This is a genomic window from Lysinibacillus sp. NPDC097231, from assembly GCF_044761885.1.
GTDB lineage: Bacteria > Bacillota > Bacilli > Bacillales_A > Planococcaceae > Lysinibacillus.
In genome coordinates, this window is record NZ_JBIWDH010000001.1 from 208,519 (window position 1) to 231,892 (window position 23,374).

Below are 23,374 nucleotides of genomic sequence, written 5' to 3' on the forward strand. Positions count from 1 at the left end.
AGATGACAAGCAAAAAGAAAAGGGGCTTGTCATACAAGCCCCTCACTTTTAAGTCATAATTATCGAATTTCTTTAATACGAGCAGCTTTACCACGTAGGTTACGTAGGTAGTAAAGTTTAGCACGACGTACTTTACCACGACGTACAACTTCTAAGTTAGCGATTTTTGGTGTGTGTACAGGGAATGTACGTTCAACACCTACACCGTAAGAAATTTTACGCACTGTGAAAGTTTCGCTAATACCGCCACCACGACGTTTAATAACTACACCTTCGTATACTTGGATACGTTCACGAGTACCCTCTACTACTTTCACGTGTACCTTAACAGTATCACCAGGACGGAAAGATGGTAGATCAGTACGAAGCTGAGCTTTTGTAATTTCTGTAATAATGTTTGACATTGTTTTCTCTCCTTAGACAGATGCTCTTGCACGCAATCTATGCCACAGCGGAACACCGTAATTCAGTACTTCACATAGAAGTACAGAATAGATGATATCACAAATATAGAAAGCAATCAAGCATCTTTATGATTGTTTTTAAGTTTTTCTAAATACATTTTTTGCTTATCTGTTAATGGATAACTCTCAAGTAAATCTGGACGACGTTCGAATGTTCTTTTCAGTGATTCTTCCTCACGCCATTGCTCAATTTTTGCGTGATTACCTGATAGTAAAACATCAGGTACTTTCATTCCACGAAATTCAGAAGGTCTCGTATAATGTGGGTGCTCTAAAAGACCTGTTGAGAAAGAATCTTGTATATGGGAATCCTCTTGTCCTAAAACACCAGGTAGAAGTCTTACAACGCTATCTATAACCGTCATTGCCCCTAACTCCCCACCAGTTAATACGAAATCTCCAATTGAAATCTCGTCTGTGACAAGATGCTGACGTATGCGTTCATCATAGCCTTCGTAATGACCACATAAAAATACTAGCTCTTTTTCTTGTGCCAGCTCTTCAGCCTTTTTTTGAGTAAAACGCTCACCTTGGGGACACATCAAAATGATACGGGGATTTTTCCCTGCAGTAATAGTCTCTACAGCACTAAACATCGGCTCTGGCTTTAAGACCATTCCCGCACCACCACCGTACGGATAATCGTCTACTTGATTATGCTTGTTGCCCGAAAATGCACGAATATCTGTTACTTCTAGCTTTACAGCACCTTTTTCCTGCGCTTTCTTTACAATTGAAGCACCAAAGACTCCTGTAAACATATCAGGAAACAGACTTAACACATGAATATTCATCATAGCAGGCCTTCCATAACATGTATCACAATTTTCTTCTCGACAACATCAATTTCCTTGACGATATCTTCTATATACGGGATGTAATGCTCTTTTTTAGCACCCTTGACTACCCATACATCATTCGCACCTGTTTGGAGAATATCTTTTATTACGCCGATTGTTTCACCCTCTTCAGAAACAACTGTACAGCCAATAATTTCATGGAAGAAATATTCATTTTCCTCTAATAAATCGTCTGTCATTTGATCTTTCGTAACTTTTAGCATTCCTTCTTTGAAAGGCTCAACTAAATTGATGTTATTCATCCCTTCAAAAGTTAATAAAATAAAGTTTTTATGGCGACGCACTGATTCTATTGTTACCCATGTTGGCTTTTTATCATCTTTTTTAAACGCAGCAATTTTATTTCCTACCGTAAAGCGTTCTTCTTCAAAATCTGTTGTTGATAGTACACGGATCTCTCCACGGATACCATGCGTATTGACAATACGACCTACATTAAACCATTCCATTCCAATCTCACCTCGTATAAAAAATGCTAAAACACCTTATCCTTATCAATTCTCTCACTTTTCAGCAGATTAAATTTGGGGAAGATGGTGTTTTAACTAAGACGTTGACTAGTAGTCCTTAATCTCATTATGTTCAATTATCTCTTAATATAATTACGTTCGGGTTTAAATTGCAAATACAATTCAATTTTGTGACTAAACAGCTCATCCTCACTCATCGCCATTTCCGAGCAAAAAAACATTTACTGAATGGGATAAAGATAAAAAAAGGAAGGAACCGGCAAGCTCCCTCCTCTTTAGTCCAGATTTTACACTCTATGCCCAAGGCCACTTCGAATCCCCAAGCGCATGTAAACATACCTATCAGGACTTTGCAGTGCTTGTCGCGTGTAAAAGAGTGCAAAAATCTTTTCTATCAATCCAATATATCGACGTAAGTCTTTTTTTGATGGTGACTACCTGCCGCTGAATAAACAATTGTACGAATCGCTTTTGCTACTCGCCCTTGTTTGCCTATGACTTTCCCTCGATCCTCTGGATGAACAAAAAGTTTATAAACAATTCGATTTGCATTTTCATCCGTCTCAATACGAACTTCTTCTGGATAATCGACTAACGGTAAAACGATTGCTTCAATCAGCTGCTTCAAAGACGTCGCCCCCGATTATTTACTGAATTTTTGGTTATGGAATTTTTCCATGATACCTTGTTCTGAGAACAAGTTACGCACTGTATCTGATGGTTTTGCACCGTCAGTTAACCATTTAAGAGCTTTCTCTTCATCGATATTTACAGTAGCTGGTTGAGTAAGTGGGTTGTAAGTACCAACTGTTTCGATTGAACGACCGTCACGTGGTGAACGAGCGTCTGCAACTACGATACGATAGAAAGGAGATTTTTTAGCTCCCATACGTTTTAAGCGAATTTTAACTGCCATTTTAATAGCACCTCCGAATAAGTTTCACACAAGATAGTATATTATCAATGTTTAGGTTGTTTGTAAAGTGTTTTTTCTTAACACCTAAAAATTATTATTTAAACAATGAATCAAAGCCAGGTAATTTCATCTTTTTCTTTCCTTTACCACTTGCCATACCTGTCATTTGCTTCATCATTTTTTTCATTTCATCAAACTGTTTTATTAAACGATTTACCTCTTGTATTGACGTTCCAGAACCCTTCGCTATACGCTTTTTACGGCTACCATTAATAATTTCTGGATTCGTCTTTTCAGCAGGTGTCATCGAATAAATAATCGCTTCTACGTGGCCCATTTGCTTATCATCAACTTTAACATTGTCTAAGCCTTTGATTTTGTTGGCGCCTGGTAGCATTTTCAAAATTTCATCAAGAGGACCCATTTTCTTCACTTGCTGCAATTGTTCAACAAAATCATCTAACGTAAAGGTTTGGGTTTTAAATTTCTCCTCTAGTTCTTTGGCCTTTGCTTCGTCAACATTTGCTTGAGCCTTTTCAATAAGCGATAGAACGTCACCCATTCCTAATATACGTGACGCCATTCGTTCTGGATGGAAAGGTTCCAGTGCATCCATTTTTTCACCCATACCAACAAATTTAATTGGTTTTTGAGTAACAGAACGAATTGATAATGCAGCACCACCACGTGTATCACCATCAAGCTTTGTTAAAACAACTCCCGTAATACCGATTGCTTCATTAAAGCTTTCTGCTACGTTTACAGCATCCTGCCCTGTCATAGCATCCACAACTAGGAATACTTCATCTGGCTCTTTTAATGCGCGAATATCTTTTAATTCCTGCATTAAATCTTCGTCGATATGCAAGCGACCCGCTGTATCGATAATAACGACATCATGATGTTCTTCTTTTGCCAGTTCAATTGCCTGACGTGCAATTTCTACAGGAGATACATCAGTGCCTAACGCGAATACAGGTAGAGATAACTGTTTACCTAATGTTTGTAATTGCTGTACAGCCGCCGGGCGATAAACGTCTGCTGCTACTAGTAATGGCTTACGATTATATTTTTTACGTAACACATTTGCCAGTTTACCTGTAGTCGTCGTTTTCCCTGCACCTTGTAAGCCGACCATCATAATAACAGTTGGTGGCTTTGTATTAAATTTGATTGGGCTTTGTTCGCCGCCCATCAATTCTGTTAATTCGTCTTGTACGATTTTAATAACTTGCTGTCCTGGTGTTAAGCTTTGCATAACATCTACACCAACAGCACGTTCACTGACCTTTTTAACGAATTCTTTGACTACTTTTAAGTTAACATCCGCCTCGATTAAAGCAAATCGGACTTCTCGCATCATTTCTTTAACGTCTTGCTCCGATACTTTTCCTTTTCCTTTAATCTTTTGGATCGTTCCTTGGAGTCGTTCCGCTAATCCTTCAAAAGCCATTGCTTTCGCCTCCTAATCCCATTCTTTCAACTGTTCAATAAGCGCCAACTGCTCTTCAACCTTCATACTTTGTTCTGATATTCCCATTGTTAGCTGTGCAAGCATTTGTGTACGTTGTTGAAATTTTTCCAGTAAACATAGTTTTTCTTCATATTCTTCAAGCATCGCTTCTGTTCGACGAATATTATCATAAACAGCTTGGCGTGAAACTCCATATGATTCAGCGATTTCTCCAAGTGAGTGATCATCTAAATAATATAGTTCCATATAACTTCGTTGCTTCTCTGTTAATAATGCTTGATAAAAGTCGAAGAGAAAGTTCATGCGTGTTGTTTTTTCAAGTAGCATCGAATATTTCTCCTCCCGTTATTAGTCATTTGTATCATAACGAAAAGCGCCCATCTGTGTCAAGGTAATCCCCTTGTCTAAAAGCCTTAATTAACTGCTTTTCAGGCGTTTTCGCCCATAGCTAGTATTTCCCTTTTAACTACTTTCAGCGGGTGTTTGGACACCCGCTGAAATAGAGGAACTCAGTCTAAGAACGCCACGTCCTGTGGCAACGACTGAATGACCAACATCATGTTGTTGCTGTCGCTACGCTATCGCACAGACAAAACCATGTTGCTGCCACTGCGTTAACACTACGTTTTCGCACAGAAAACATTTGTTGGCCCAAAGCCTCCGGCGGATGTCACGGAATCGGAAAGTAGTTCTTGTAAACACAAAGCCGATTCCGGACACAATTATGCCGAGGCATAATTGATACATTACAATTCACCTTATCCACAAGATGAGCGTTTCTATCAACAAATAACATAGCCATGTAATTTGTTAATCCTCACTATTTTGTAATTCCTTATCTAAACCATCAGCAAATAAACCGTACACATAGCGCTCTGCATCAAATGGCTGTAAATCATCCATTTTTTCTCCTAGACCAACAAATTTCACTGGAATGTGTAATTTATTGCGAATAGCAAGAACAATACCACCTTTTGCCGTGCCGTCAAGCTTTGTTAAGACGATTCCTGTTACATTTGTAGCTTCTTTAAATGTTTGTGCCTGAACAAGTGCATTTTGACCTGTTGTTGCATCCAATGCTAATAGCACTTCATGTGGAGCATTTGGAATTTCACGTGAAATGACACGATGAACTTTCTCAAGTTCGTTCATTAAATTTACTTTATTTTGCAAACGTCCTGCTGTATCGCAAATTAACACATCTGCTTTACGGTTTTTCGCTGCACGAATGGCATCATACATAACTGCTGCTGGATCCGAACCCTCAGATTGTTTAATCACTTCACAGCCAACACGGTCTCCCCAAACTTGTAATTGATCGATAGCACCAGCACGGAAAGTATCGCCTGCCGCTAAGACAACTGTTTTACCTTGAGATTTTAGACGATGGGCAAGTTTACCAATTGTTGTTGTTTTCCCTACACCGTTTACACCAACGAATAAAATAACAGTAAGCTCATTTTTAGGCTGCATATTAAGTTCGATTAAATCTTCTTCTCCTTGTTCATAAATTTCTACAAGTTTTTCAGAAATAATCGTTTGAATACCGTTTGTATCTTTTATATTTTTACGCTGAACCTCGAAGCGTAATTTGTCCATTAGCTCCATTACTGTTTCAAAGCCAACATCTGCCTGTAATAATAAGTCTTCTAATTCTTCAAAGAAATCTTCGTCCACTTTTCGATAACGCGCAACTAAGTCGTTTACTTTAGAAGTAAATGAATTACGCGTTTTTTCAAGTCCAGCCTTGAACTTTTGTGTAATAGACCATGCAGAAGGTTTTTTCTCATCTACAGATTCTTCCACTATTGCGACCTCTTGTACTTCTTGTTGCTCTTGATCTTCTATTGCTACAGGATTTTCTGTTTCAATTGAGCTTTCCGTTGTAGAATCTTCCTCAACTTTTTCAATTTCATCTATAGTTGCTTCAATTCGAGCATGCTCTGTTGCTTCGTCTTGCTTCTGTTCAGCAGCTTCTTCTTCATTGATTGCTACTACTTTTTCATCCTCATTGCCCATCAATTTATCTTTTAAACGTTTAAAAAAACTCATGCTTGTTCGCTCCTTTGCTCCGCAAGTACGGGTTCGTCTTCTAATTTTACTGAAACAAGTTTGGAGACACCAGATTCTTGCATTGTAATACCATACAACACATCTGCTCCCTCCATCGTTCCTTTACGATGTGTAATAACAATGAACTGCGTATTACGACTAAATTTCTTCAAATATTGACTATATCGATCAACATTCGCCTCATCTAATGCAGCCTCTACCTCATCTAGAATACAGAAAGGTACTGGTCGTATATTTAAGATGGAGAATAATAAGGCGATGGCAGTAAGAGCACGCTCACCACCCGATAGCAAACTTAAATTTTGTAATTTTTTCCCTGGAGGTTGTGCTACAATTTCTATACCAGTTTCTAGTAAATTTTGAGGATCTAGTAACACTAAATCTGCCTGACCTCCACCAAACAATTCACGGAATACACGTTTAAATTGCTCTCGAATAGCATAGAATGTTTCGCTAAAACGCTGTGTCATTTCCTCATCCATTTCTCTAATGGCTTCATGCAATGTCTCCTGTGCGGCTAGTAGATCCTCACGTTGCTCTGTTAAAAATGAATGGCGTTCGAGCACTCTATCATATTCCTCGATAGAACTTAAATTAACAGGGCCGAGCTCCTCGATAGATTTCTTCAGCAGTTTGACTCTACGTCGCATATGCTCTTCATCTTCAATCGCAAGGGCTATCTCCTCAGCTTCTTCAAATGTTAGCTGATAGTTTTCCTCTAGCTGTTCATCGAAATTATTTATTTCAAATTCTAAGCGACTTCGCTTCAATTCATTTGCACGTATTGCTTCAAGGTAGCCTTTATGAATACGTTGCAATTCCTTCAGCTGCTCTTCTAAAGTAACAAGTTCTTGTTGTTGCGCTACTTTTTCATCTTTTTTCTGTGAAATAGTATCTTGCAACGATTCTCTTCTTATTTTCCACGTAGCAACCTGCTCCTCGACTTCTTCATCACTTAAAAGATTTGTCGATTCATCAGATTGAAGCCAGATTATTTCCTGAGAAATATTGTCGACTTTTTGACGGGCTTTGTTTAATTGTAGGGCTAATTCTGCGGTAGCAATTTGTACCTGTGACATTTGCTCCTGCATAACTGCTAACTCCGAGCGTTTTTCTGCCAATTGATCACGAAGTACATCCTTCTCTGTTTCGCTTTGCAGTTTTATTTTACTTAGTTGTTCTACAGTTTCATTGATCTCTAACAGTTCCGTTGAAAGCGCTGTTAAACGTTGTCTAGCTGTTTCTTGTTGAGCTAACAATGCTTCTTCTCGTGTTTTTACATCTTGTGTTTCATTTGAAGCAAAAGATACACGTGCAGATAAGCTTTTCTCCACAACTTCTAATTCACGAATACGGCTTGCCTGCTGCATTTCATCGTTACGAAGTTGTTCGCCTTCAAGCTTCAATTGCTCTACCCTATCCCGCAATGTTGCAAGTTTCTCTTTTTCTGCTGCGACAGCCTGTTCTGCACTATAAATAGATGCCTCTAACGATTTTAATTTTACGATTAAGTCATCTAATTCCGCTTTTCTAGTAAATAGAGACGATTGTTGCTTCACAGAACCACCTGTTAGTGAGCCGCCTGCATTCACGATATCACCTTCAAGTGTTACGACACGATATCGAAAACCACATAATCGAGCAATTTGGCTTGCTCCTTCTAAACTCGATGCAACAATTACATTACCAAGTAGGTTTTCGACAATTGTCCGATTGTTTTCATCGAATGTAACAAGTGCATCTGCCATTTGGACAAATGCAGGGTGCTCTGTAGCTAGTTGAACTGTAGATAGGTTGATTTTGCGTGAATTAATGACTGTTTTCGGTAAAAACGTCGCACGACCAGCTCTTTTTTGCTTTAACCAATGAATCGCCTGTTGAGCATGACGTTCATCTGTTGTCACAATATGCTGAGAGGCTGCGCCTAAAGCTGTTTCAACAGCCTGGGAATATTTAGCATCTACTTGAATTAACTCGGCAACAGCTCCTTCAATACCAACTAATTCACCTTTATCCCGTGCAAGCAAAACTTCTTTTACCCCGTGGAAGAATCCTGAGAAATCCGCCTCGAGCTCAGCTAGCGTATCTTTTCTAGCTTTCAATTGTTGCTGATGTTGATAAGCCTTATAAAGCATATCTTGCTTTTCATTAAACGAAGTATTTACGTTCTTAAGTTGAATTTGTAAAGTTTCATATAGCTTAAGTTTATCCTGTAATTCGGTACTTGTTGTAGCATGTGCCACAACTAGCTTTTCTTTCTCTACAACTTTTTGTGCAAGCTCCTGCCCGATTTCATCCGTTTGGCCTGACATTCTTGCAGCCATCGCTTTTTGTTGCACTAATTGCTGATCAATGTTTTTTAATTCATTTTTAATGGTTGCTTCTTCGTTCAAGGAATCGATATAGCGATTTTTGTGCTCTTCAATTTCTTGCTCAATTTCTGAAACCGAACGATTTAAAGTTTGTTCCATGTGCTTAATGCTTTGTTTTAGCACTAATACATCTTGCTGTTTTTCATTAAATATTTCTTTTTTCTCTTGCTCTTGAACAATTAGAGCCTCTACCTCATCTTTTGCTTCTTGTAATGCTGTATTCAATTGTAGTAGTTGATTAGAAGCATTTTGCCGTTTTTCAGCCATCAGCGCTTTACGACCATCCCAACGTTCTACTTCCATTGTCGCATTAACAAATTCAGCTTGTGTAGCATCCAAATAATCATCTAGTTCTTTCAAAAGCTTACGAATACTTACAGTTTGCTTTTCAATTAAAGCAATATCATGAGCTTGTTTTTGCTCTGTCTCAGTTAACTCTGTAAATTCAGCTTTCAGAGCATGCAAAGATTGTGCACAATTTTTTAAATCGTGCACAAGAATGGCGATATCAAAATCCTTTAACTCTGTTGACATTTGCATATAGTCTCTTGCACTAGATGCTTGAATTTCTAACGGCTCTAGCCGACTATCTAGTTCATGTAATATATCTAAAACGCGATACAAATTTTCATCTGTTTCAACAAGTTTATGCTCTGCCTTTTTCTTTCTTAGTTTATATTTTAATACACCAGCTGCCTCTTCAAAAATCGAACGACGGTCATCAGGTCTACTATTTAAAATTTCATCGACACGACCTTGTGAAATAATTGAAAATGCCTCTTTCCCAAGTCCCGAGTCCATAAACAAGTCCGTAATATCCTTCAGGCGACACTGCTGGTTATTTAATAAATATTCACTATCACCTGAACGGTATACGCGTCTTGTTACGCTGACTTCTGTGTATGAAAAAGCAAGCTGCTCATCTGTATTATCTAAAACTAATGTTACCTCTGCAAAATTAAGTGGCTTACGGGAATCACTTCCAGCAAAAATAACATCCTCCATCTTTGCCCCGCGTAACGACTTTGCCGATTGCTCCCCAAGTACCCAACGAATAGCATCCGTGACATTACTTTTTCCACTGCCATTTGGTCCAACAACCGCTGTAACACCGGGTACAAAATCAATTCCAATGCGCTCCGCAAAAGATTTAAAGCCAATCACTTCGAGTCGTTTTAGGAACATCTATTAAGCCTCCTCTTTCGCAGTTTGCTCGCGCATTGTACGCATAGCACATTGTGCGGCTTGCTGTTCGGCTTCTTTTTTTGATTTCCCACGACCAATACCAAGTTCCTGTCCATTTAATAATACACTCGATACAAAGGTACGGTTATGTGCAGGACCTTTTTCATCAACAATTTCATAATGGAGAAGGCCGTTATTTGTTTGCTGTACCATTTCTTGTAATTGGCTTTTAAAATCCATCACATGCGAAAAAGCACCGATTTCTACTTTTGGGAACACGATTCGTTCTAAAAATGACACGACCGTTTGTAAACCTTGATCTAAATAGAGAGCTCCTACAAATGACTCAAAAACATCTGCAAGTAGCGCTGGTCGTTCCCGTCCACCTGTTAATTCCTCACCTTTTCCAAGTAATACGAAGCGACCAAAACCTAATTCATTTGCAAAGATAACGAGGGATGGCTCACATACAATTGATGCTCGTAGCTTCGTTAACTCACCCTCACTCATATTAGGGTATTTCTCAAAAAGGTATTTAGAAACAGACAGTTCAAGTACTGCATCTCCTAAAAATTCAAGACGCTCATTATCCGTAAACAATTTACGGCGATGCTCATTCACATAAGATGAATGCGTGAATGCTTGATACAATAAATTTTTATTAATAAATGTGATATTTAATTCATGCTGTAACAGCTCGAATTGGTTGCGTACTTTTTCAGGAAGTACGCCTGATTTCTGCATAGTTCCTTTTCTTTTCATAGCCATTGAACAATCTGCCTTCCTAATAGTTTCTACCGTCTAAGTGTACCTTTTTCAAGGCGTTTATGCAAAATTATTTCGGCTCAAATACAATGTTTTGGAAATTTTTTTGCAAATTTTTTTCCAAAATAAAAAAAGGGACGTCCATAGTTCGAAAAACGAACCATTTCGTACCCTTTTAAATACATCTTAGCAAAGTATACCCGCTCTTTCCATTCGAATAAGAACAGCCAAAATTTCTGCCAGAAGCTTTAACTTTATTCACCTAATTTATAAACACTAATTGAAGTGTCATCACCTATAAAGGTGATAAATATTTGCTAAATAAAGTTAAAATGAAATTAGTTTAATTTACCTTCGATGTATGAAATTGCAGAACCTACTGTTGAGATTTTTTCAGCATCTTCATCAGAGATTTCCATATCGAATTCGTCTTCAAGCTCCATTACAAGCTCAACTACGTCTAATGAGTCAGCACCTAAATCATCACGGAAAGAAGCTTCTAGAGTTACTTCGCTTTCTTCAACACCTAAACGGTCCACGATTACTTTTGTAACGCGTTCTAATACTGTAGACAAATCATTCACCTCCCCTCAAATGATTATACAAAAAAACATTATCTATGACTAATTGAAATTACATCACCATGCCGCCATCTATATGTAACGTTTGACCCGTCATATAGTTAGCATCATCTGAAGCTAGAAAAACCACTGCCTTTGCGATATCCTCCGGCTGCCCAAGTTTAGCAAGAGGAATTTGAGTAAGCATTCCTTGCTTTATATCTTCAGGTAGTTGATCAGTCATTTCAGTTTCTATAAAACCTGGTGCAATCGCATTGACTAAAATATTGCGTGAGGCTAATTCCTTAGCAGTCGTTTTCGTTAGCCCAATGACTCCTGCTTTTGCAGCCACATAGTTAGCTTGCCCTGCATTACCAGCTACACCAACAATCGATGAAATATTGATGATACGGCCTGCTCGCTGCTTCATCATTTGACGCGTTACTGCTTTTGTACAAAGGAAAACACCTTTAAGGTTTGTATCTAACACATCGTCCCATTCGTCTTCTTTCATACGCATTAACAAGTTATCACGTGTAATACCAGCATTATTTACTAAAATATCAAGTGAGCCAAATGTTTTCACCGCTGCATCCATTAAAGCTGAAACTTCCTCTGTTTTTGACACACTTGCTTGTACGGCAATAGCCTCGCCACCATTCTCTTGAATTATTGCGACAACTTCTTCTGCCTTTGTCTGAGAGCCACTATAGTTAACGACAACTTTAGCTCCTGCATCAGCGAGCTTTAATGCAATAGCGCGCCCTATTCCACGTGAAGCACCTGTTACAACAGCTACTTTACCTTCTAATTTACGCATTAATTGTCCACTCCTTCGCCGCTTCTAGCACAGTCTCTAACGATGCTTCATCATAAACACAGTATGTTGCAACAGATCGATCAATTTTTTTCACTAATCCACTTAATACTTTGCCTGGTCCACATTCAATAAAGACATCGACACCTTGTGCAATCATTTCACGCACAGATGCTTCCCATTGCACTGCGCTATATACTTGCTCTACTAACTCATGTTGAATAGCCGGTATATCCTCTAATTCTTTCGCCATTACGTTACCGATTACAGGGATTTGTGGAGCTGACAATGAAAGATCAGCTAACGCTCCTCTTAATTTTTCAGATGACGGACGCATTAACTCTGAATGGAATGGTCCACTAACAACTAAAGGTATTGCTCGTTTGGCTCCTGCTTCCTTCGCAGCTAAAGAAGCCTTTTCAACGCCTTCTTTTGTACCAGAAATAACGATTTGCCCCGGGCAGTTTACATTCGCTACCTGAACCGGATCTCCTGCTACAGATACTTTTTCAGTTACTTCATGCAGTGCCTCAAGCTCCATCCCAAGAATGGCTGCCATAGCACCTTTCCCTGCTGGCACAGCTTCATTCATATAAAGACCACGCTTATGAACGACTGAAACTGCATCCTCGAACGAAAGCACACCAGCGATTACTAATGCACCATATTCTCCAAGTGAATGGCCAGCCGCATAGTTTGGCGTAATACCGGCTGCACGTAATTTCTCTGCAACCATCACACCAGTAGTTAATAATGCCGGCTGTGCATTGTATGTCAATGTTAACTCCTCAGCTGGACCCTCTAACATAAGCTTAGATAGTTCAAATCCAAGTGATTGATTCGCACGGTCATAAAACACTTTACTTTCAACGGTATTCTCTACAAACTCTTGCCCCATTCCAACTACTTGAGAACCTTGGCCTGGAAAAATAAATGCTATTTTCGTCATTTTTCATTCATCCCCTTTTATCAATTATGCCTCGGCATAATTTGCGTCCGGAATCGGCTTTGTGCCTAGGCCTGCGAGAGGGCCGACACGACGTCGGTCATTTCGGTAAAGCCACAGGACGTGGCGTTTTTTACCGATGCAGGTCAGTTAGCCGTTATCGCATGAATGCGATGATTTTAGGCTAACATCCATTATTGAACTCCTTTCCGATTCCGTGACATCCGCCGGAGGCTTTAGGCCAACAAATGTTTTCTGTGCGAAAACGTAGTGTTAACGCAGTGGCAGCAACATGGTTTTGTCTGTGCGAAAGCGTAGCGACAGCAACAACACGATGTTGGTCACTCAGTCATTGCCACAGGTGACGTTCTTAGACTGAGTTTCAATATTTATTTCAGCGGGTGTTTGGACACATGTACCTGTCGCTACACTTTAGGTACAAAAGGCACCTACTGAAAGAAGTTAATCAATTTCTAAGTGACGTACTGTATCTGTAATCGTCGAGATGACTGTATGCTCTACCATCGTATTTGCTTGGCGAATTGCACTGTAAATTGCCTTGGCATTGGATGATCCATGTGCCTTAATCACAGGCGCTTGTAAACCAAACAAACCTGCACCGCCATACTCTGTGTAATCCATTTTATTTTTCAAATCACGTAAATTTTTTTTCATAAGTGCTGCTGAAATTTTTGTTTTTGTTGAAGACATAAACGCCTCTTTTAGCATGGAAAATAACGCGCCAGCAGTACCTTCTATCGATTTCAACACCATATTACCTGTAAAGCCATCTGTTACAACAACGTCCGCTACCCCTTCAAGTAAGTCACGAGCTTCTACGTTGCCGATAAAGTTCAAGTCCGCTGCTTTTAATAACTCGAAGGTAGCTTTCGTTAATTCATTCCCTTTTTTATCCTCAGTACCGATATTTAGCAAGCCGATACGTGGCATTTGTAAGCCGCCTACCTTTTTCGCGTAAATATCGCCCATAATCGCATATTGCAATAAATGCTCTGGTCGCGCATCTGCATTTGCCCCTAAATCAAGCATTAAGAAGCCTTTACCGTCCAAAGTCGGTAGTGTAGTGGCTAAAGCAGGTCTAGCAATCCCTTCAATACGTCCTACTTTAAATAAGCCTCCAGCCATTAAAGCACCTGTATTACCTGCAGAAAGACATGCATCTGCCTTTCCTTCTTCCACTGCATCCATCATTTTTGCCATAGAAGAATCCTTTTTTCGACGAACAGCACGTGCTGGATCATCTGTCCCTTCTACAACTTCCTCACAATGCACTACAGTCAATCGTTCATGTATTTTTAAAAATGGTTCAAGCTTTTCCTGCCGACCATATAGTTGAATTTCTAAATTCGGAATTTGCTCTAAAGCTAATAAAGCACCTTCAACAACTGATTTTGGTGCGTTGTCGCCACCCATTCCATCAAGCGCTAATTTCATTGTAATTCACCTTTACCTTTCGTGCGGTACATATCAAATTCACCAACAAAAACTGTTTCACCGTTAACGGTGGATGTTACCTCTACTTTTGTACGATGATTTTTTTCATCACGTCCGATAACGATAGCTTTTGTAATAACACGATCTCCAGCTCTAACAGGTTTCACAAATGTAATATTGGAATGCACGGTTAATGCCAATTCGTCATCAATAACGGCTACCGCTAATGAGTTTGCCTGTGCAAACAAATGATGTCCACGTGCGATGCCATTGCGCTGAAAAACATGCTCTTCTTTAACGTCAAAAATAGATAATGCACGATTATCCAATTCAATATCAATAATTTCCCCGATTACTTCATCAATCGGTAGTGACTTTACTTCATTTTCATAGGTCTTCGAAGCAACATCTTTAATTCGTTCTCGTAATTCTGGAATCGCTAATTCCATACGATCTAAACGAATCGTTTGGACACTAACCTGAAATTGTGTTGCTAGCTGTTCATCTGTGACGAATGGGTTTTCAGCTATCGTTTCAGTTAATAGTCGCTGTCGCTCTTTTTTTGTTCGTCTCAACATCATTCGCCACCTTTTTAGTTGTTATTAGCACTTGGTACTAATATCAGTATATAGAGTATAAAAAAAGAATGCAAGACTTGTTTTAAAAACAAGCGCTTGCATTCTTCGAGCAGTAACTCACTATTTATCGTTAGTCAAAACGTTCGCCTAGTAACACACCCGACTCTTTAAGCATTTCACGTAAATGTTTATACTCATCATCACGCCAAAAAGCATCACTCTCAAGCATGTCCGTAGCATCTTTTCTTGCTGTCTCAAGAATTCGATAGTCATGCACTAAGTCCGCTACTTTGAAATCAGGCAAGCCACTTTGTTTACGTCCAAAGAAATCACCTGGTCCACGTAATTCCAAATCTTTTTCTGCTAGTCTGAAGCCATCATTCGTTTCGGTCATTGACTGCATTCGTTCTTTACCTTCATCAGACTTTGGATCAGCAAGCAACACACAGTATGATTGATGCTCACCTCGTCCAACACGCCCTCGTAGCTGATGCAATTGAGCTAATCCGAAGCGTTCAGCATCATAAACAATCATAAAAGTAGCATTCGGAACGTTTACTCCAACCTCAACGACTGTTGTCGATACGAGCACATGAATAGTACCTTCACTAAAGGCTCGCATAACGGCATCTTTTTCATCTGCTGTTAGGCGGCCATGCATTAATCCGACATTGTATCGTCCACTGAAATATGTGGCAAGCTGCTCGTAGATTTCTACAGCATTTTGTACATCAAGTTTATCTGACTCCTCAATAAGGGGACAAATAGCATATGCCTGTCTACCAGCAGCAAGCTCTAATTCTAACTTTGACATAACAGAGCCTAATTGCTCTTTTTTCATCCAATGTGTTTCGATTTGTTTACGACCTGCTGGCATTTCGTCAATCATCGAGACATCCATTTCACCAAATGCTGTGATAGCAAGTGTACGCGGAATAGGTGTCGCCGTCATAAAGAGCACATCTGGATTCTCTCCTTTATCCCGTAATATTCTACGTTGCTCGACACCAAAACGATGCTGTTCGTCTGTTATAACAAAACCAAGCTTGTAAAAAACTACATCGGGCTGAATAAGCGCATGCGTACCAATTAAAATATCTATATCACCATTTGCAAGCTCTTCTAAAAGCAATCGACGCTCCTTTGCTTTCGTTGATCCTGATAATAAAGCTACACGCACATCAAATGGCTCAAACCAAACTTTTAAATTTTCAGCATGTTGCTCAGCTAAAATCTCCGTGGGCGCCATTAACGCTCCCTGAAAACCAGAAGTAACAGCTGCATATAAACATATTGCCGCAACGACAGTTTTCCCCGATCCTACATCACCTTGAAGTAAACGATTCATACGATGAGGTTCTTTTAAATCTTTGCAAATTTCATTAACGACGCGTTTTTGAGCACCTGTTAAATCGTATGGCAATGATGCAATAAAGGCACGTAACTTATGCACATCAAACTGAATAACTGTCCCTTTCTCACTATCCTTTCGAACTTTACGCAAAGCTTGTATTCGTAGTTGAAAGTTTAGTAATTCTTCATAGGCAAAGCGTCTTCTCGCTTGCTTTGCATGTCCCGCATCAAGGGGAAAATGAATTCCCTCAAGCCCATCACGCATCGAGACAAGCTTATAATCCGCTTGTAAATGCTGTGGGATAGCATCCTGTACCTCTACACCAAAATCATCCAACACTTGTCGCATGTACTTACGAAAACGTTTTTGCGGAATCAAGCCTCTTAAACTATAAACAGGTTCAAAGTCGACCTGATCTGTTTTCGGACCAAATGTAACAGTCGTTCCATTTATAACTTGTCTGCCTCGATCCCATTTTCCTGTCACAGTAATAATAGCTCCTGGAACAAGTTTTGGTTTCAAATAGCCTTGATTAAAAAAAACAACCTTTACTAAATGTCGCCCTGCTAGCACCGTCACTTGCAGTCTTGATTTATTGCGCCCTAAAAACAATATTGTTGGTTCACGTTCAACTTTACACTCAACAGTGACACGTTCATTATGTGGTGTTTGTGCTAAATCCTTCAAACGAAAATCTTCATGACGATGTGGAAACGTCCATAATAAGTCCGCTACCGTCTCGATACCTAATGCCTCTAAATGTCCTGCTGTTTCTTTCCCGATTCCCTTTAAATCGGTAACGGGACTCGTTAAATCATTCACCTTACACGACAGCTCCTTCAAAGATTTTTACTACAAGTGCCTTACCTGTAGTCATTAGCATAACCATTCTACTTTTTAGCTTAAGAGTTTCCTCTTTCGTTACGATTAGATTACTCTTAGCTTTCATATTCTTACTTGTATTAGGCACTTTTTGAACAATTCATACTGCGCATTTTTATCTTCAATAGTATTATATATCTTTTCATTTTCACTAAGATAGCAGAAAGGTACACATATTATTTGATTTAACTCCCTGTGCTTTACGCTTCTTCGTAAATAATCCAATAACTTTTTCTCAGCATATAATGTTGAGAGGTTAACTAAAAGGAGTGAAATCATAACAATGAGACCGCAATCACCTCCACCAGCCAACAGACCACCAAAACCTTATGCGTCTTATATCATTGACTGTATATATCAAAACACTTATGTATGGCTTAGAAATGGGCAACAGTTTTGGTTTTACCCTACTCGTATTGAAATGGGTGAAGTATCTGGATATCGATGGAACGTTGCTTATTGGGAGTTCTACGGATTTGACGAAGGACTGATAGATGCCGTTGCCTGTTATCCAACCCCTACCCCATACTAAAACCCTAAAAGCCTTATGGTAAAAACCAAAAGGCTTTTTATTGGCTTAATGTTAGTAGTAAAAAAAACTATCAAAATAAAGTGTCAGCGTTCCTCTATTCAATAAAATTAGAAGCTCATAAAAAAACACGCCCAATAAGAGAAAGCGTGTTTAATACTTTTATTTTTGAAGTGATTGGATACTCTCTAAATTGCCGTTATCCAGTATGGCTTTACTAATAGCCCTACCTGTTGGTGTTGCAGCTAGACCACCACGAGCAGTTTCTTTTAAATTCGGACTCATTGATTGTCCAATTCGATACATCGCACCAATCACTTCATCACATGGGATACGACTTGTGACACCTGCAAGTGCCATATCCGCTGCCACGAGCGAATTCGCCGCACCCATAGCATTTCGTTTTACACAAGGCACCTCTACTAATCCAGCTACTGGGTCACAAACGAGTCCAAGCATATTTTTAAGGGTAATTGCAAAAGCTTCCGCACATTGCTGAGGGGAACCACCCGCCATCTCTACAATCGCTGCAGCAGCCATACCCGCAGCAGAGCCAACCTCTGCCTGACAGCCACCTGCAGCACCTGAAATCGATGCATTATTGGCTACAACGAAGCCAAATGCACCCGATGTGAATAAATAATGAATCATTTGCTCACGTGTCGGATTTAGCTTGTTTTTCACAGCAAATAGTGTTCCAGGTACAACTCCAGCTGAGCCTGCCGTTGGTGTTGCACATATTGTACCCATTGCAGCATTCACCTCGTTTGTTGCAACCGCTTTACTCACTGCGTCAAGTAATAAATCCCCTGATAAGGAATTTCCTTGGGCAATATAATTTTGAAGCAATACTGCGTCACCACCAGTTAAACCTGTCACAGATTGCACACCTTTTAAGCCTCGTTCAATAGCTTCCTCCATGACCGTTAAATTACGATCCATTTGCTTTATAATTTCTTCGCGAGAGCGTCCAGTTATTAACATTTCTTGCTCAATCATAATTTCAGAAATTAGTTTTTCTTCTTGCTCTGCTCGTTCTACTAGCTCACGAACATTATGAAACAATACGTCCATGCTAGGACACCCCCTTAATTATTTATTTTAGATACCTTTGTAATATGTGGTATTAACGAAATTTGTTGTAGAACTTTATCCTCGATATTTTGATCGACTTCTATCACCATCAGGGCCATTAAACCGCGTTCAATACGTGAAACTTCCATATGTCCAATATTAACTTCATGCATCGCTAAGCAATTTGCAACATTGGCAATACAACCAGCGCGATCATCATGTACAACAAGAATCGCTGGCATCCCACCTGTTAAACGCAGCTTGAAGCCATTTACCTCACTCACTTCAATTTTACCGCCACCAATTGATATCCCAACAACTGATATTTCTCCTTCATCATCACCAATGACAAGGCGAGCTGTATTCGGATGCTCTGTATTAGCTGTTTCTGGGATAAATTCATACTCTAACCCTACTTTTTCCGCTTCAGCAAAAGATGTTTTAATTCGCTCATCAAATGTATCGTAATTTAATAGGCCTCCTATCAACGCTACATCGGTTCCATGCCCTCTGTACGTTTCTGCAAACGAACCATATAAATGAATTTTTGCCCACTTCGGCTGTCTCCCAAATAAATCCCTTGCAACGCGTCCAATTCGAGCTGCACCTGCCGTATGAGAGGAGGAAGGCCCAATCATTACGGGTCCAATAATATCAAATACAGAAGTAAACTTCATACAAACACCCCTCAATTCTATTCCTATAATAATATTTATTTATATCATGCTTGATTGCTACTATAAAAGTAAAGCACTAATTTATCAACTTTCAGAAAATTTACACGACTATAATTTACACTTTGAAAATGTTGCTTTTATATTGTCCATTCAACAAACACAAAGATTTTAAAAGATTGATATTCCAATATTTCCAAGCACCTTGTCCTCTGGGTGCATACAGAGAATTATTTATTTTTGGCTATTTTTTATAGTTTATTATGCCCTGTTCTCCTCGTACCATAAACAAAAGCAGTACACGACTTGTGCACTGCCTTATCTACTTATACGTAAAGTAGCATTGTATTATTCTACTGAAATAATATATGGATATAATCCCTGTTTACCATTAAATAACTCAACTTCAACCTCTGGATAGCTCTCTTCAATAAATCGTACTAATTCCGAGGCATTTTCTTCCGTTGTATCCTCACCATAAATAACAGTTACAATTTCAGCATCTTCATCCACTAAATCAGTAATTACCTTCTCAGCAGCATCTTTTAATGCTGGAGTAGATAACACAATTTTCCCTTCTGCAAGAGCCATGAAATCGTCCTTATGGATTTCTACACCATCAATAGATGTATCACGAACTGCATAAGTTACTTGGCCTGTTTTCACATTCGCAAAGGCTTCAGTCATCGTTGCTTGGTTCATTTCAACTGCTGCTTCTGGATTGAATGATAAAATAGCTGCCATACCTTGAGGAATTGTTTTCGTTGGAACTACAGCCGCTTCAATATCTAAAAGTTCTACCGCTTGTTCTGCAGCCATGACAATATTTTTGTTGTTCGGTAAAATTAACACTTTTTCTGCACCAATTTCTTGAACTGCCTTAACAATATCTTCGGTTGAAGGGTTCATCGTTTGACCGCCTTCAATCACATAAGAAGCACCAATTGAACGAAGCAATTCCGCAACTCCCTCGCCCATTGCAATCGTTACAATTGCATATGGATGCTTTTCTGCTTTTTTAGCTGGAGTAGGTGCTTTATGATCCTCACCAACAATGGCAGAATGTTGTTCACGCATATTGTCTACTTTAATTTTAATGAGACTACCATATTTTTGACCCATTGCTAAAACAGCGCCTGGTTGCTCAGAATGAATATGCACTTTTGCAATTTCTTCATCTGAAATAACGAGTAAAGAATCACCTAGAGGGTTTAATTCATTGCGGAATTGTTCTTCGCTAAATGGCTCTTTTCCTTCTTCAAAACGTACCATGATTTCTGTACAATAACCAAATTCAATATCCACTGTATTCATGAAATCTTGTGCTCTATGATGCTCTGCATTGATTAAATCATCTAAAGTCGCTTCATTTTTTTGTGGTAATGGCTCACCTTTTAAGGATGCTAAGAACCCTTCGTACACAAATAGAAGACCTTGACCGCCGCTATCTACAACACCTACTTCTTTCAGAACAGGTAAAAGCTCAGGTGTACGTTCCAAGGAAGCCTGTGCTTCGGCAGTAAATGCTTCCATCACTGCAATGATATCGGTTTCAGTTTCTGCCACTTCTACGCCTTTTTTCGCCGCTTCTCGTGCTACCGTTAAAATCGTTCCTTCGACTGGCTTCATTACTGCTTTATAGGCTGTATCAACACCTGCTTGGAAGGCATTTGCAAAGCCTTTGGCATCAATTGTCGCTTCTTTTTCAATAAACTTACCAAAGCCACGGAATAACTGCGATAAAATAACGCCAGAATTTCCGCGCGCTCCCATAAGTAAACCTTTTGATAAAGCCTGTGCTGTTTTACCGATATGTTCTGATGCAGAAAGCTCTGTCTCTTTTGCGCCAGATGACATCGATAAGTTCATATTCGTTCCTGTATCACCATCTGGTACTGGAAATACATTTAATGAATCAACATAATTTGCATTTTGGAATAGGTGATGCGCACCCATTTGCACCATTTCTGCAAACTTTATTCCGTCTAAAGACTGCATTAGATTTAGTTCCTCCTCTTAATTCGCTACACGAACGCCCTGCACAAAGATATTGACAGATTTTACGCTCATACCTAATGTTTTATCCACTGTATATTTGACTTTCGATTGTACTTGATAAGCAACTTCCGAAATTTTCGTCCCGTAACTAACAATAATGTACATATCAATATGTAAATCGTCGTCCTGTTGTCGAATCACAACACCTTTTGCAAAGTTTTCTTTACGTAAAATATCAGTTAGACCATCACGAATTTGATGTTTAGATGCCATGCCCACAATACCGTAGCATTCTACAGCAGCGCCACCAGCAATTTGCGCAAGTACATCTGTTGAAATATCAATTTGGCCGAATTCATTGTTTAACTCAATTGACATAGAAATGCCCCCTTGGCTCTTTTTGACTAAGCTATATTGTAACACTTTCGTTACACAATAAGCAACCTAGGAGGGCAAGGAAGCGCTCTGTATCAACGTTTTTACTGACATTATATAGGTGAACATACCCCTTCATCATAATTTTCATTTTTGCTATAGAACGTATTACGTCCATTTTGCTTTGCCTTGTATAATGCTTGATCGGCTAAATCACAGCATGTTTTCAATTGTTCAATATTTGATACATTGACATGGCACATCCCAATACTGACTGTTATAATATCTGCTATTTTAGAACGTTCGTGGCGAATATTTAAGTAGCGGACTTCTTCTAAAACTTCCTCACATACATGTTCTGCAAATTTTAGAGCATGTTGGCTAACAAAAACGAACTCTTCGCCTCCCCAACGTGCAGCAAATGCATTATACTTCTCAGCAATTTCTTTTAACAGGGCTGCCACTCTTATTAATGCTTCATCCCCTTGCAAATGACCATAATAATCATTAAAATTTTTAAAGTAATCAATATCGATCATCATTACCGTTAAAGACTTTGAATTATTAAGTTGTTGCCCTATTTGTGTCAGTTTATTATTAAAAGCTCGCCGATTCGGAAGGTTTGTCAATGTGTCTCGATAAGCTTGCTCTGATAGCTCATTATTTTTCTTTGCTAATAATGTTGCCAATTGCTTGGATTTTATCATTTCTTCATCTAATAAAATGTGCTGTGTCATAAATTGCTTTTGTACCTTATAAGTATGTCGCTGAATAACCAGCCCAATTGGAATAATAAGTGACATCGGTAGAAATATATCAATACTTTCACTTGATATCCCATGACTGATATAAGCACTTATCAAAATGGCTGGTACTGTTATTAAAATAATCCAATAAAATTTACGGAAAGGAACGGCAAAAACAGTACAAATCATTAAAAACAGCACCTCATACAGAACCGCATGTTTGAAGAAGTATACGTCAATAGCAGTTATTACTGTGATTAACAATAAAACTGTATATATATATGCAAGTAAGATAGACTCGTATTTTCGCAAATTATGAGTTGAAATCTGTATCTTCTTTTCTTTCACAAATAATAGAACTGCTAAATCTATATAAAACAAAATAACGTGAATGGTAATATAAGCTGGCACCATCGCTCTTTCAGTTTTCGAAAAAAAGATCTCACCATAATGAATAATAGTAATGATGGTTGACACATACATCAGGGTCCACGCTACAGTTCGCATACGTTTTAAATTAAATTGAATCATTTCTTTGCGTATAGATAAAGCTAGCTTTTCTTGATTTTCCATAACGTTCGCTCCTGACAATCTTTCAAATAATATTACCTATTTTTATCGTCTAAATAACGAAAAACACAAGTGGCCTCCGTAAAATTGTTGAAAAACGAATAAAATGGTTTAACAGACTAATTGAATTTCCTCAATGATTGATTTTAGGCCAGACATTTTCATTAAACAAATCCACTGAAACTCAAAAAATACAAAGCAATCCTTCCAAAGAATCACGTTAGTATTGATCGATTT

The 23,374-nt window shown here is 38.9% G+C and carries 23 protein-coding genes; 1 reads left to right on the forward strand and 22 read right to left on the reverse strand.

The annotated features are described in order from the left end of the window. Positions 1-59: 59 nt before the first annotated feature. From rplS to ACIQXF_RS01145, 17 genes are all read right to left on the reverse strand, one after another. Entirely contained in the window at positions 60-404 is a 345-nt protein-coding gene (gene rplS / locus ACIQXF_RS01065) for a 50S ribosomal protein L19 (protein ID WP_402777889.1), read from the reverse strand. A 116-nt stretch (positions 405-520) separates the two neighbouring features. Next, positions 521-1,258: a tRNA (guanosine(37)-N1)-methyltransferase TrmD gene (gene trmD, locus ACIQXF_RS01070; protein ID WP_402778257.1), complete on the reverse strand. Its 738-nt coding sequence runs from the start codon at positions 1,256-1,258 to the stop codon at positions 521-523. Continuing rightward, a complete protein-coding gene (rimM, locus tag ACIQXF_RS01075; protein ID WP_402777892.1) occupies positions 1,258-1,773 on the reverse strand; it encodes a ribosome maturation factor RimM in 516 nt (171 codons plus the stop codon). Before rimM ends, trmD begins: the two co-directional genes overlap by 1 nt. A 415-nt stretch (positions 1,774-2,188) precedes the next feature. Beyond that, on the reverse strand, positions 2,189-2,422 hold the full coding sequence (locus ACIQXF_RS01080; protein ID WP_004269410.1) for a KH domain-containing protein: 234 nt from the start codon (positions 2,420-2,422) through the stop codon (positions 2,189-2,191). A gap of 15 nt (positions 2,423-2,437) precedes the next feature. After that, the gene (rpsP, locus tag ACIQXF_RS01085; protein WP_053483320.1) at positions 2,438-2,710 is read right to left on the reverse strand and encodes a 30S ribosomal protein S16; all 273 of its coding nucleotides are present in this window, start codon (positions 2,708-2,710) and stop codon (positions 2,438-2,440) included. Positions 2,711-2,804: 94 nt separating this feature from the next. After that, positions 2,805-4,163 carry a signal recognition particle protein gene (ffh, locus tag ACIQXF_RS01090; protein WP_402777894.1) on the reverse strand — a complete coding sequence of 453 codons (1,359 nt, stop codon included), beginning with the start codon at positions 4,161-4,163 and terminating at the stop codon, positions 2,805-2,807. Positions 4,164-4,175: 12 nt separating this feature from the next. Next, entirely contained in the window at positions 4,176-4,511 is a 336-nt protein-coding gene (locus tag ACIQXF_RS01095; RefSeq protein WP_402777896.1) for a putative DNA-binding protein, read from the reverse strand. 483 nt (positions 4,512-4,994) lie between these two features. After that, complete coding sequence (gene ftsY / locus ACIQXF_RS01100) at positions 4,995-6,236, reverse strand: signal recognition particle-docking protein FtsY (protein ID WP_402777899.1); 1,242 nt, start codon at positions 6,234-6,236, stop codon at positions 4,995-4,997. Continuing rightward, the gene (gene smc, locus ACIQXF_RS01105; RefSeq protein ID WP_402777902.1) at positions 6,233-9,814 is read right to left on the reverse strand and encodes a chromosome segregation protein SMC; all 3,582 of its coding nucleotides are present in this window, start codon (positions 9,812-9,814) and stop codon (positions 6,233-6,235) included. Before smc ends, ftsY begins: the two co-directional genes overlap by 4 nt. Before the next feature lie 3 nt (positions 9,815-9,817). Next, positions 9,818-10,582, reverse strand: coding sequence for a ribonuclease III (rnc, locus tag ACIQXF_RS01110; RefSeq protein WP_402777905.1), 765 nt, complete (start codon positions 10,580-10,582; stop codon positions 9,818-9,820). A 335-nt stretch (positions 10,583-10,917) separates the two neighbouring features. Continuing rightward, positions 10,918-11,154, reverse strand: a complete 237-nt coding sequence (gene acpP, locus ACIQXF_RS01115) for an acyl carrier protein (RefSeq protein ID WP_053993894.1) — start codon at positions 11,152-11,154, stop codon at positions 10,918-10,920. A 58-nt stretch (positions 11,155-11,212) separates the two neighbouring features. After that, a complete protein-coding gene (fabG, locus tag ACIQXF_RS01120; RefSeq protein WP_402777909.1) occupies positions 11,213-11,959 on the reverse strand; it encodes a 3-oxoacyl-[acyl-carrier-protein] reductase in 747 nt (248 codons plus the stop codon). Then, the gene (gene fabD / locus ACIQXF_RS01125) at positions 11,952-12,905 is read right to left on the reverse strand and encodes an ACP S-malonyltransferase (protein ID WP_402777912.1); all 954 of its coding nucleotides are present in this window, start codon (positions 12,903-12,905) and stop codon (positions 11,952-11,954) included. Before fabD ends, fabG begins: the two co-directional genes overlap by 8 nt. Positions 12,906-13,364: 459 nt before the next feature. Beyond that, complete coding sequence (gene plsX, locus ACIQXF_RS01130; RefSeq protein ID WP_402777915.1) at positions 13,365-14,357, reverse strand: phosphate acyltransferase PlsX; 993 nt, start codon at positions 14,355-14,357, stop codon at positions 13,365-13,367. Further along, positions 14,354-14,932: a transcription factor FapR gene (fapR, locus tag ACIQXF_RS01135; protein ID WP_402778260.1), complete on the reverse strand. Its 579-nt coding sequence runs from the start codon at positions 14,930-14,932 to the stop codon at positions 14,354-14,356. Before fapR ends, plsX begins: the two co-directional genes overlap by 4 nt. Before the next feature lie 133 nt (positions 14,933-15,065). Then, positions 15,066-17,111 (reverse strand): ATP-dependent DNA helicase RecG, encoded by a 2,046-nt coding sequence (gene recG / locus ACIQXF_RS01140; RefSeq protein WP_402777917.1) that lies wholly within the window; start codon positions 17,109-17,111, stop codon positions 15,066-15,068. A 1-nt stretch (position 17,112) separates the two neighbouring features. After that, positions 17,113-17,238, reverse strand: coding sequence for a hypothetical protein (locus ACIQXF_RS01145; RefSeq protein ID WP_402777920.1), 126 nt, complete (start codon positions 17,236-17,238; stop codon positions 17,113-17,115). Between the two features lie 216 nt (positions 17,239-17,454). Here ACIQXF_RS01145 and ACIQXF_RS01150 point away from each other — a divergent pair, with 216 nt between their 5' ends. Continuing rightward, a complete protein-coding gene (locus tag ACIQXF_RS01150) occupies positions 17,455-17,703 on the forward strand; it encodes a transporter (protein WP_402777923.1) in 249 nt (82 codons plus the stop codon). A 159-nt stretch (positions 17,704-17,862) separates the two neighbouring features. Here the strand turns inward: ACIQXF_RS01150 and sdaAA are convergent, their stop codons facing one another. The 5 genes from sdaAA to ACIQXF_RS01175 all read right to left on the reverse strand — a co-directional run bounded on the left by sdaAA (position 17,863) and on the right by ACIQXF_RS01175 (position 23,140). Then, positions 17,863-18,774 (reverse strand): L-serine ammonia-lyase, iron-sulfur-dependent, subunit alpha, encoded by a 912-nt coding sequence (gene sdaAA / locus ACIQXF_RS01155; protein ID WP_402777926.1) that lies wholly within the window; start codon positions 18,772-18,774, stop codon positions 17,863-17,865. Positions 18,775-18,788: 14 nt separating this feature from the next. Beyond that, on the reverse strand, positions 18,789-19,451 hold the full coding sequence (gene sdaAB / locus ACIQXF_RS01160) for an L-serine ammonia-lyase, iron-sulfur-dependent subunit beta (protein WP_402777929.1): 663 nt from the start codon (positions 19,449-19,451) through the stop codon (positions 18,789-18,791). A 345-nt stretch (positions 19,452-19,796) separates the two neighbouring features. Continuing rightward, positions 19,797-21,446, reverse strand: coding sequence for a DAK2 domain-containing protein (locus ACIQXF_RS01165; RefSeq protein ID WP_402777932.1), 1,650 nt, complete (start codon positions 21,444-21,446; stop codon positions 19,797-19,799). A gap of 18 nt (positions 21,447-21,464) precedes the next feature. Next, positions 21,465-21,824 carry an Asp23/Gls24 family envelope stress response protein gene (locus ACIQXF_RS01170; RefSeq protein WP_004269431.1) on the reverse strand — a complete coding sequence of 120 codons (360 nt, stop codon included), beginning with the start codon at positions 21,822-21,824 and terminating at the stop codon, positions 21,465-21,467. Between the two features lie 110 nt (positions 21,825-21,934). Then, positions 21,935-23,140, reverse strand: a complete 1,206-nt coding sequence (locus ACIQXF_RS01175; protein WP_402777936.1) for a GGDEF domain-containing protein — start codon at positions 23,138-23,140, stop codon at positions 21,935-21,937. Between the last annotated feature and the right edge of the window lie 234 nt (positions 23,141-23,374).

What these genes read in the sequence shown, in the direction of transcription:
- ffh (WP_402777894.1), bottom strand. Translation starts at nt 4,163, where the DNA reads ATGGCTTTTGAAGGATTAGCGGAACGACTCCAAGGAACGATCCAAAAG.
- smc (WP_402777902.1), bottom strand. Translation starts at nt 9,814, where the DNA reads ATGTTCCTAAAACGACTCGAAGTGATTGGCTTTAAATCTTTTGCGGAG.
- ACIQXF_RS01165 (WP_402777932.1), bottom strand. Translation starts at nt 21,446, where the DNA reads ATGCAGTCTTTAGACGGAATAAAGTTTGCAGAAATGGTGCAAATGGGT.
- fabG (WP_402777909.1), bottom strand. Translation starts at nt 11,959, where the DNA reads ATGCGTAAATTAGAAGGTAAAGTAGCTGTTGTAACAGGTGCTTCACGT.
- rimM (WP_402777892.1), bottom strand. Translation starts at nt 1,773, where the DNA reads ATGGAATGGTTTAATGTAGGTCGTATTGTCAATACGCATGGTATCCGT.
- rplS (WP_402777889.1), bottom strand. Translation starts at nt 404, where the DNA reads ATGTCAAACATTATTACAGAAATTACAAAAGCTCAGCTTCGTACTGAT.
- ACIQXF_RS01150 (WP_402777923.1), top strand. Translation starts at nt 17,455, where the DNA reads ATGAGACCGCAATCACCTCCACCAGCCAACAGACCACCAAAACCTTAT.
- rpsP (WP_053483320.1), bottom strand. Translation starts at nt 2,710, where the DNA reads ATGGCAGTTAAAATTCGCTTAAAACGTATGGGAGCTAAAAAATCTCCT.
- sdaAA (WP_402777926.1), bottom strand. Translation starts at nt 18,774, where the DNA reads ATGGACGTATTGTTTCATAATGTTCGTGAGCTAGTAGAACGAGCAGAG.
- fabD (WP_402777912.1), bottom strand. Translation starts at nt 12,905, where the DNA reads ATGACGAAAATAGCATTTATTTTTCCAGGCCAAGGTTCTCAAGTAGTT.
- ACIQXF_RS01175 (WP_402777936.1), bottom strand. Translation starts at nt 23,140, where the DNA reads ATGGAAAATCAAGAAAAGCTAGCTTTATCTATACGCAAAGAAATGATT.
- trmD (WP_402778257.1), bottom strand. Translation starts at nt 1,258, where the DNA reads ATGAATATTCATGTGTTAAGTCTGTTTCCTGATATGTTTACAGGAGTC.
- ftsY (WP_402777899.1), bottom strand. Translation starts at nt 6,236, where the DNA reads ATGAGTTTTTTTAAACGTTTAAAAGATAAATTGATGGGCAATGAGGAT.
- ACIQXF_RS01095 (WP_402777896.1), bottom strand. Translation starts at nt 4,511, where the DNA reads ATGCTACTTGAAAAAACAACACGCATGAACTTTCTCTTCGACTTTTAT.
- ACIQXF_RS01170 (WP_004269431.1), bottom strand. Translation starts at nt 21,824, where the DNA reads ATGTCAATTGAGTTAAACAATGAATTCGGCCAAATTGATATTTCAACA.
- rnc (WP_402777905.1), bottom strand. Translation starts at nt 10,582, where the DNA reads ATGGCTATGAAAAGAAAAGGAACTATGCAGAAATCAGGCGTACTTCCT.
- sdaAB (WP_402777929.1), bottom strand. Translation starts at nt 19,451, where the DNA reads ATGAAGTTTACTTCTGTATTTGATATTATTGGACCCGTAATGATTGGG.
- plsX (WP_402777915.1), bottom strand. Translation starts at nt 14,357, where the DNA reads ATGAAATTAGCGCTTGATGGAATGGGTGGCGACAACGCACCAAAATCA.
- ACIQXF_RS01145 (WP_402777920.1), bottom strand. Translation starts at nt 17,238, where the DNA reads ATGAAAGCTAAGAGTAATCTAATCGTAACGAAAGAGGAAACTCTTAAG.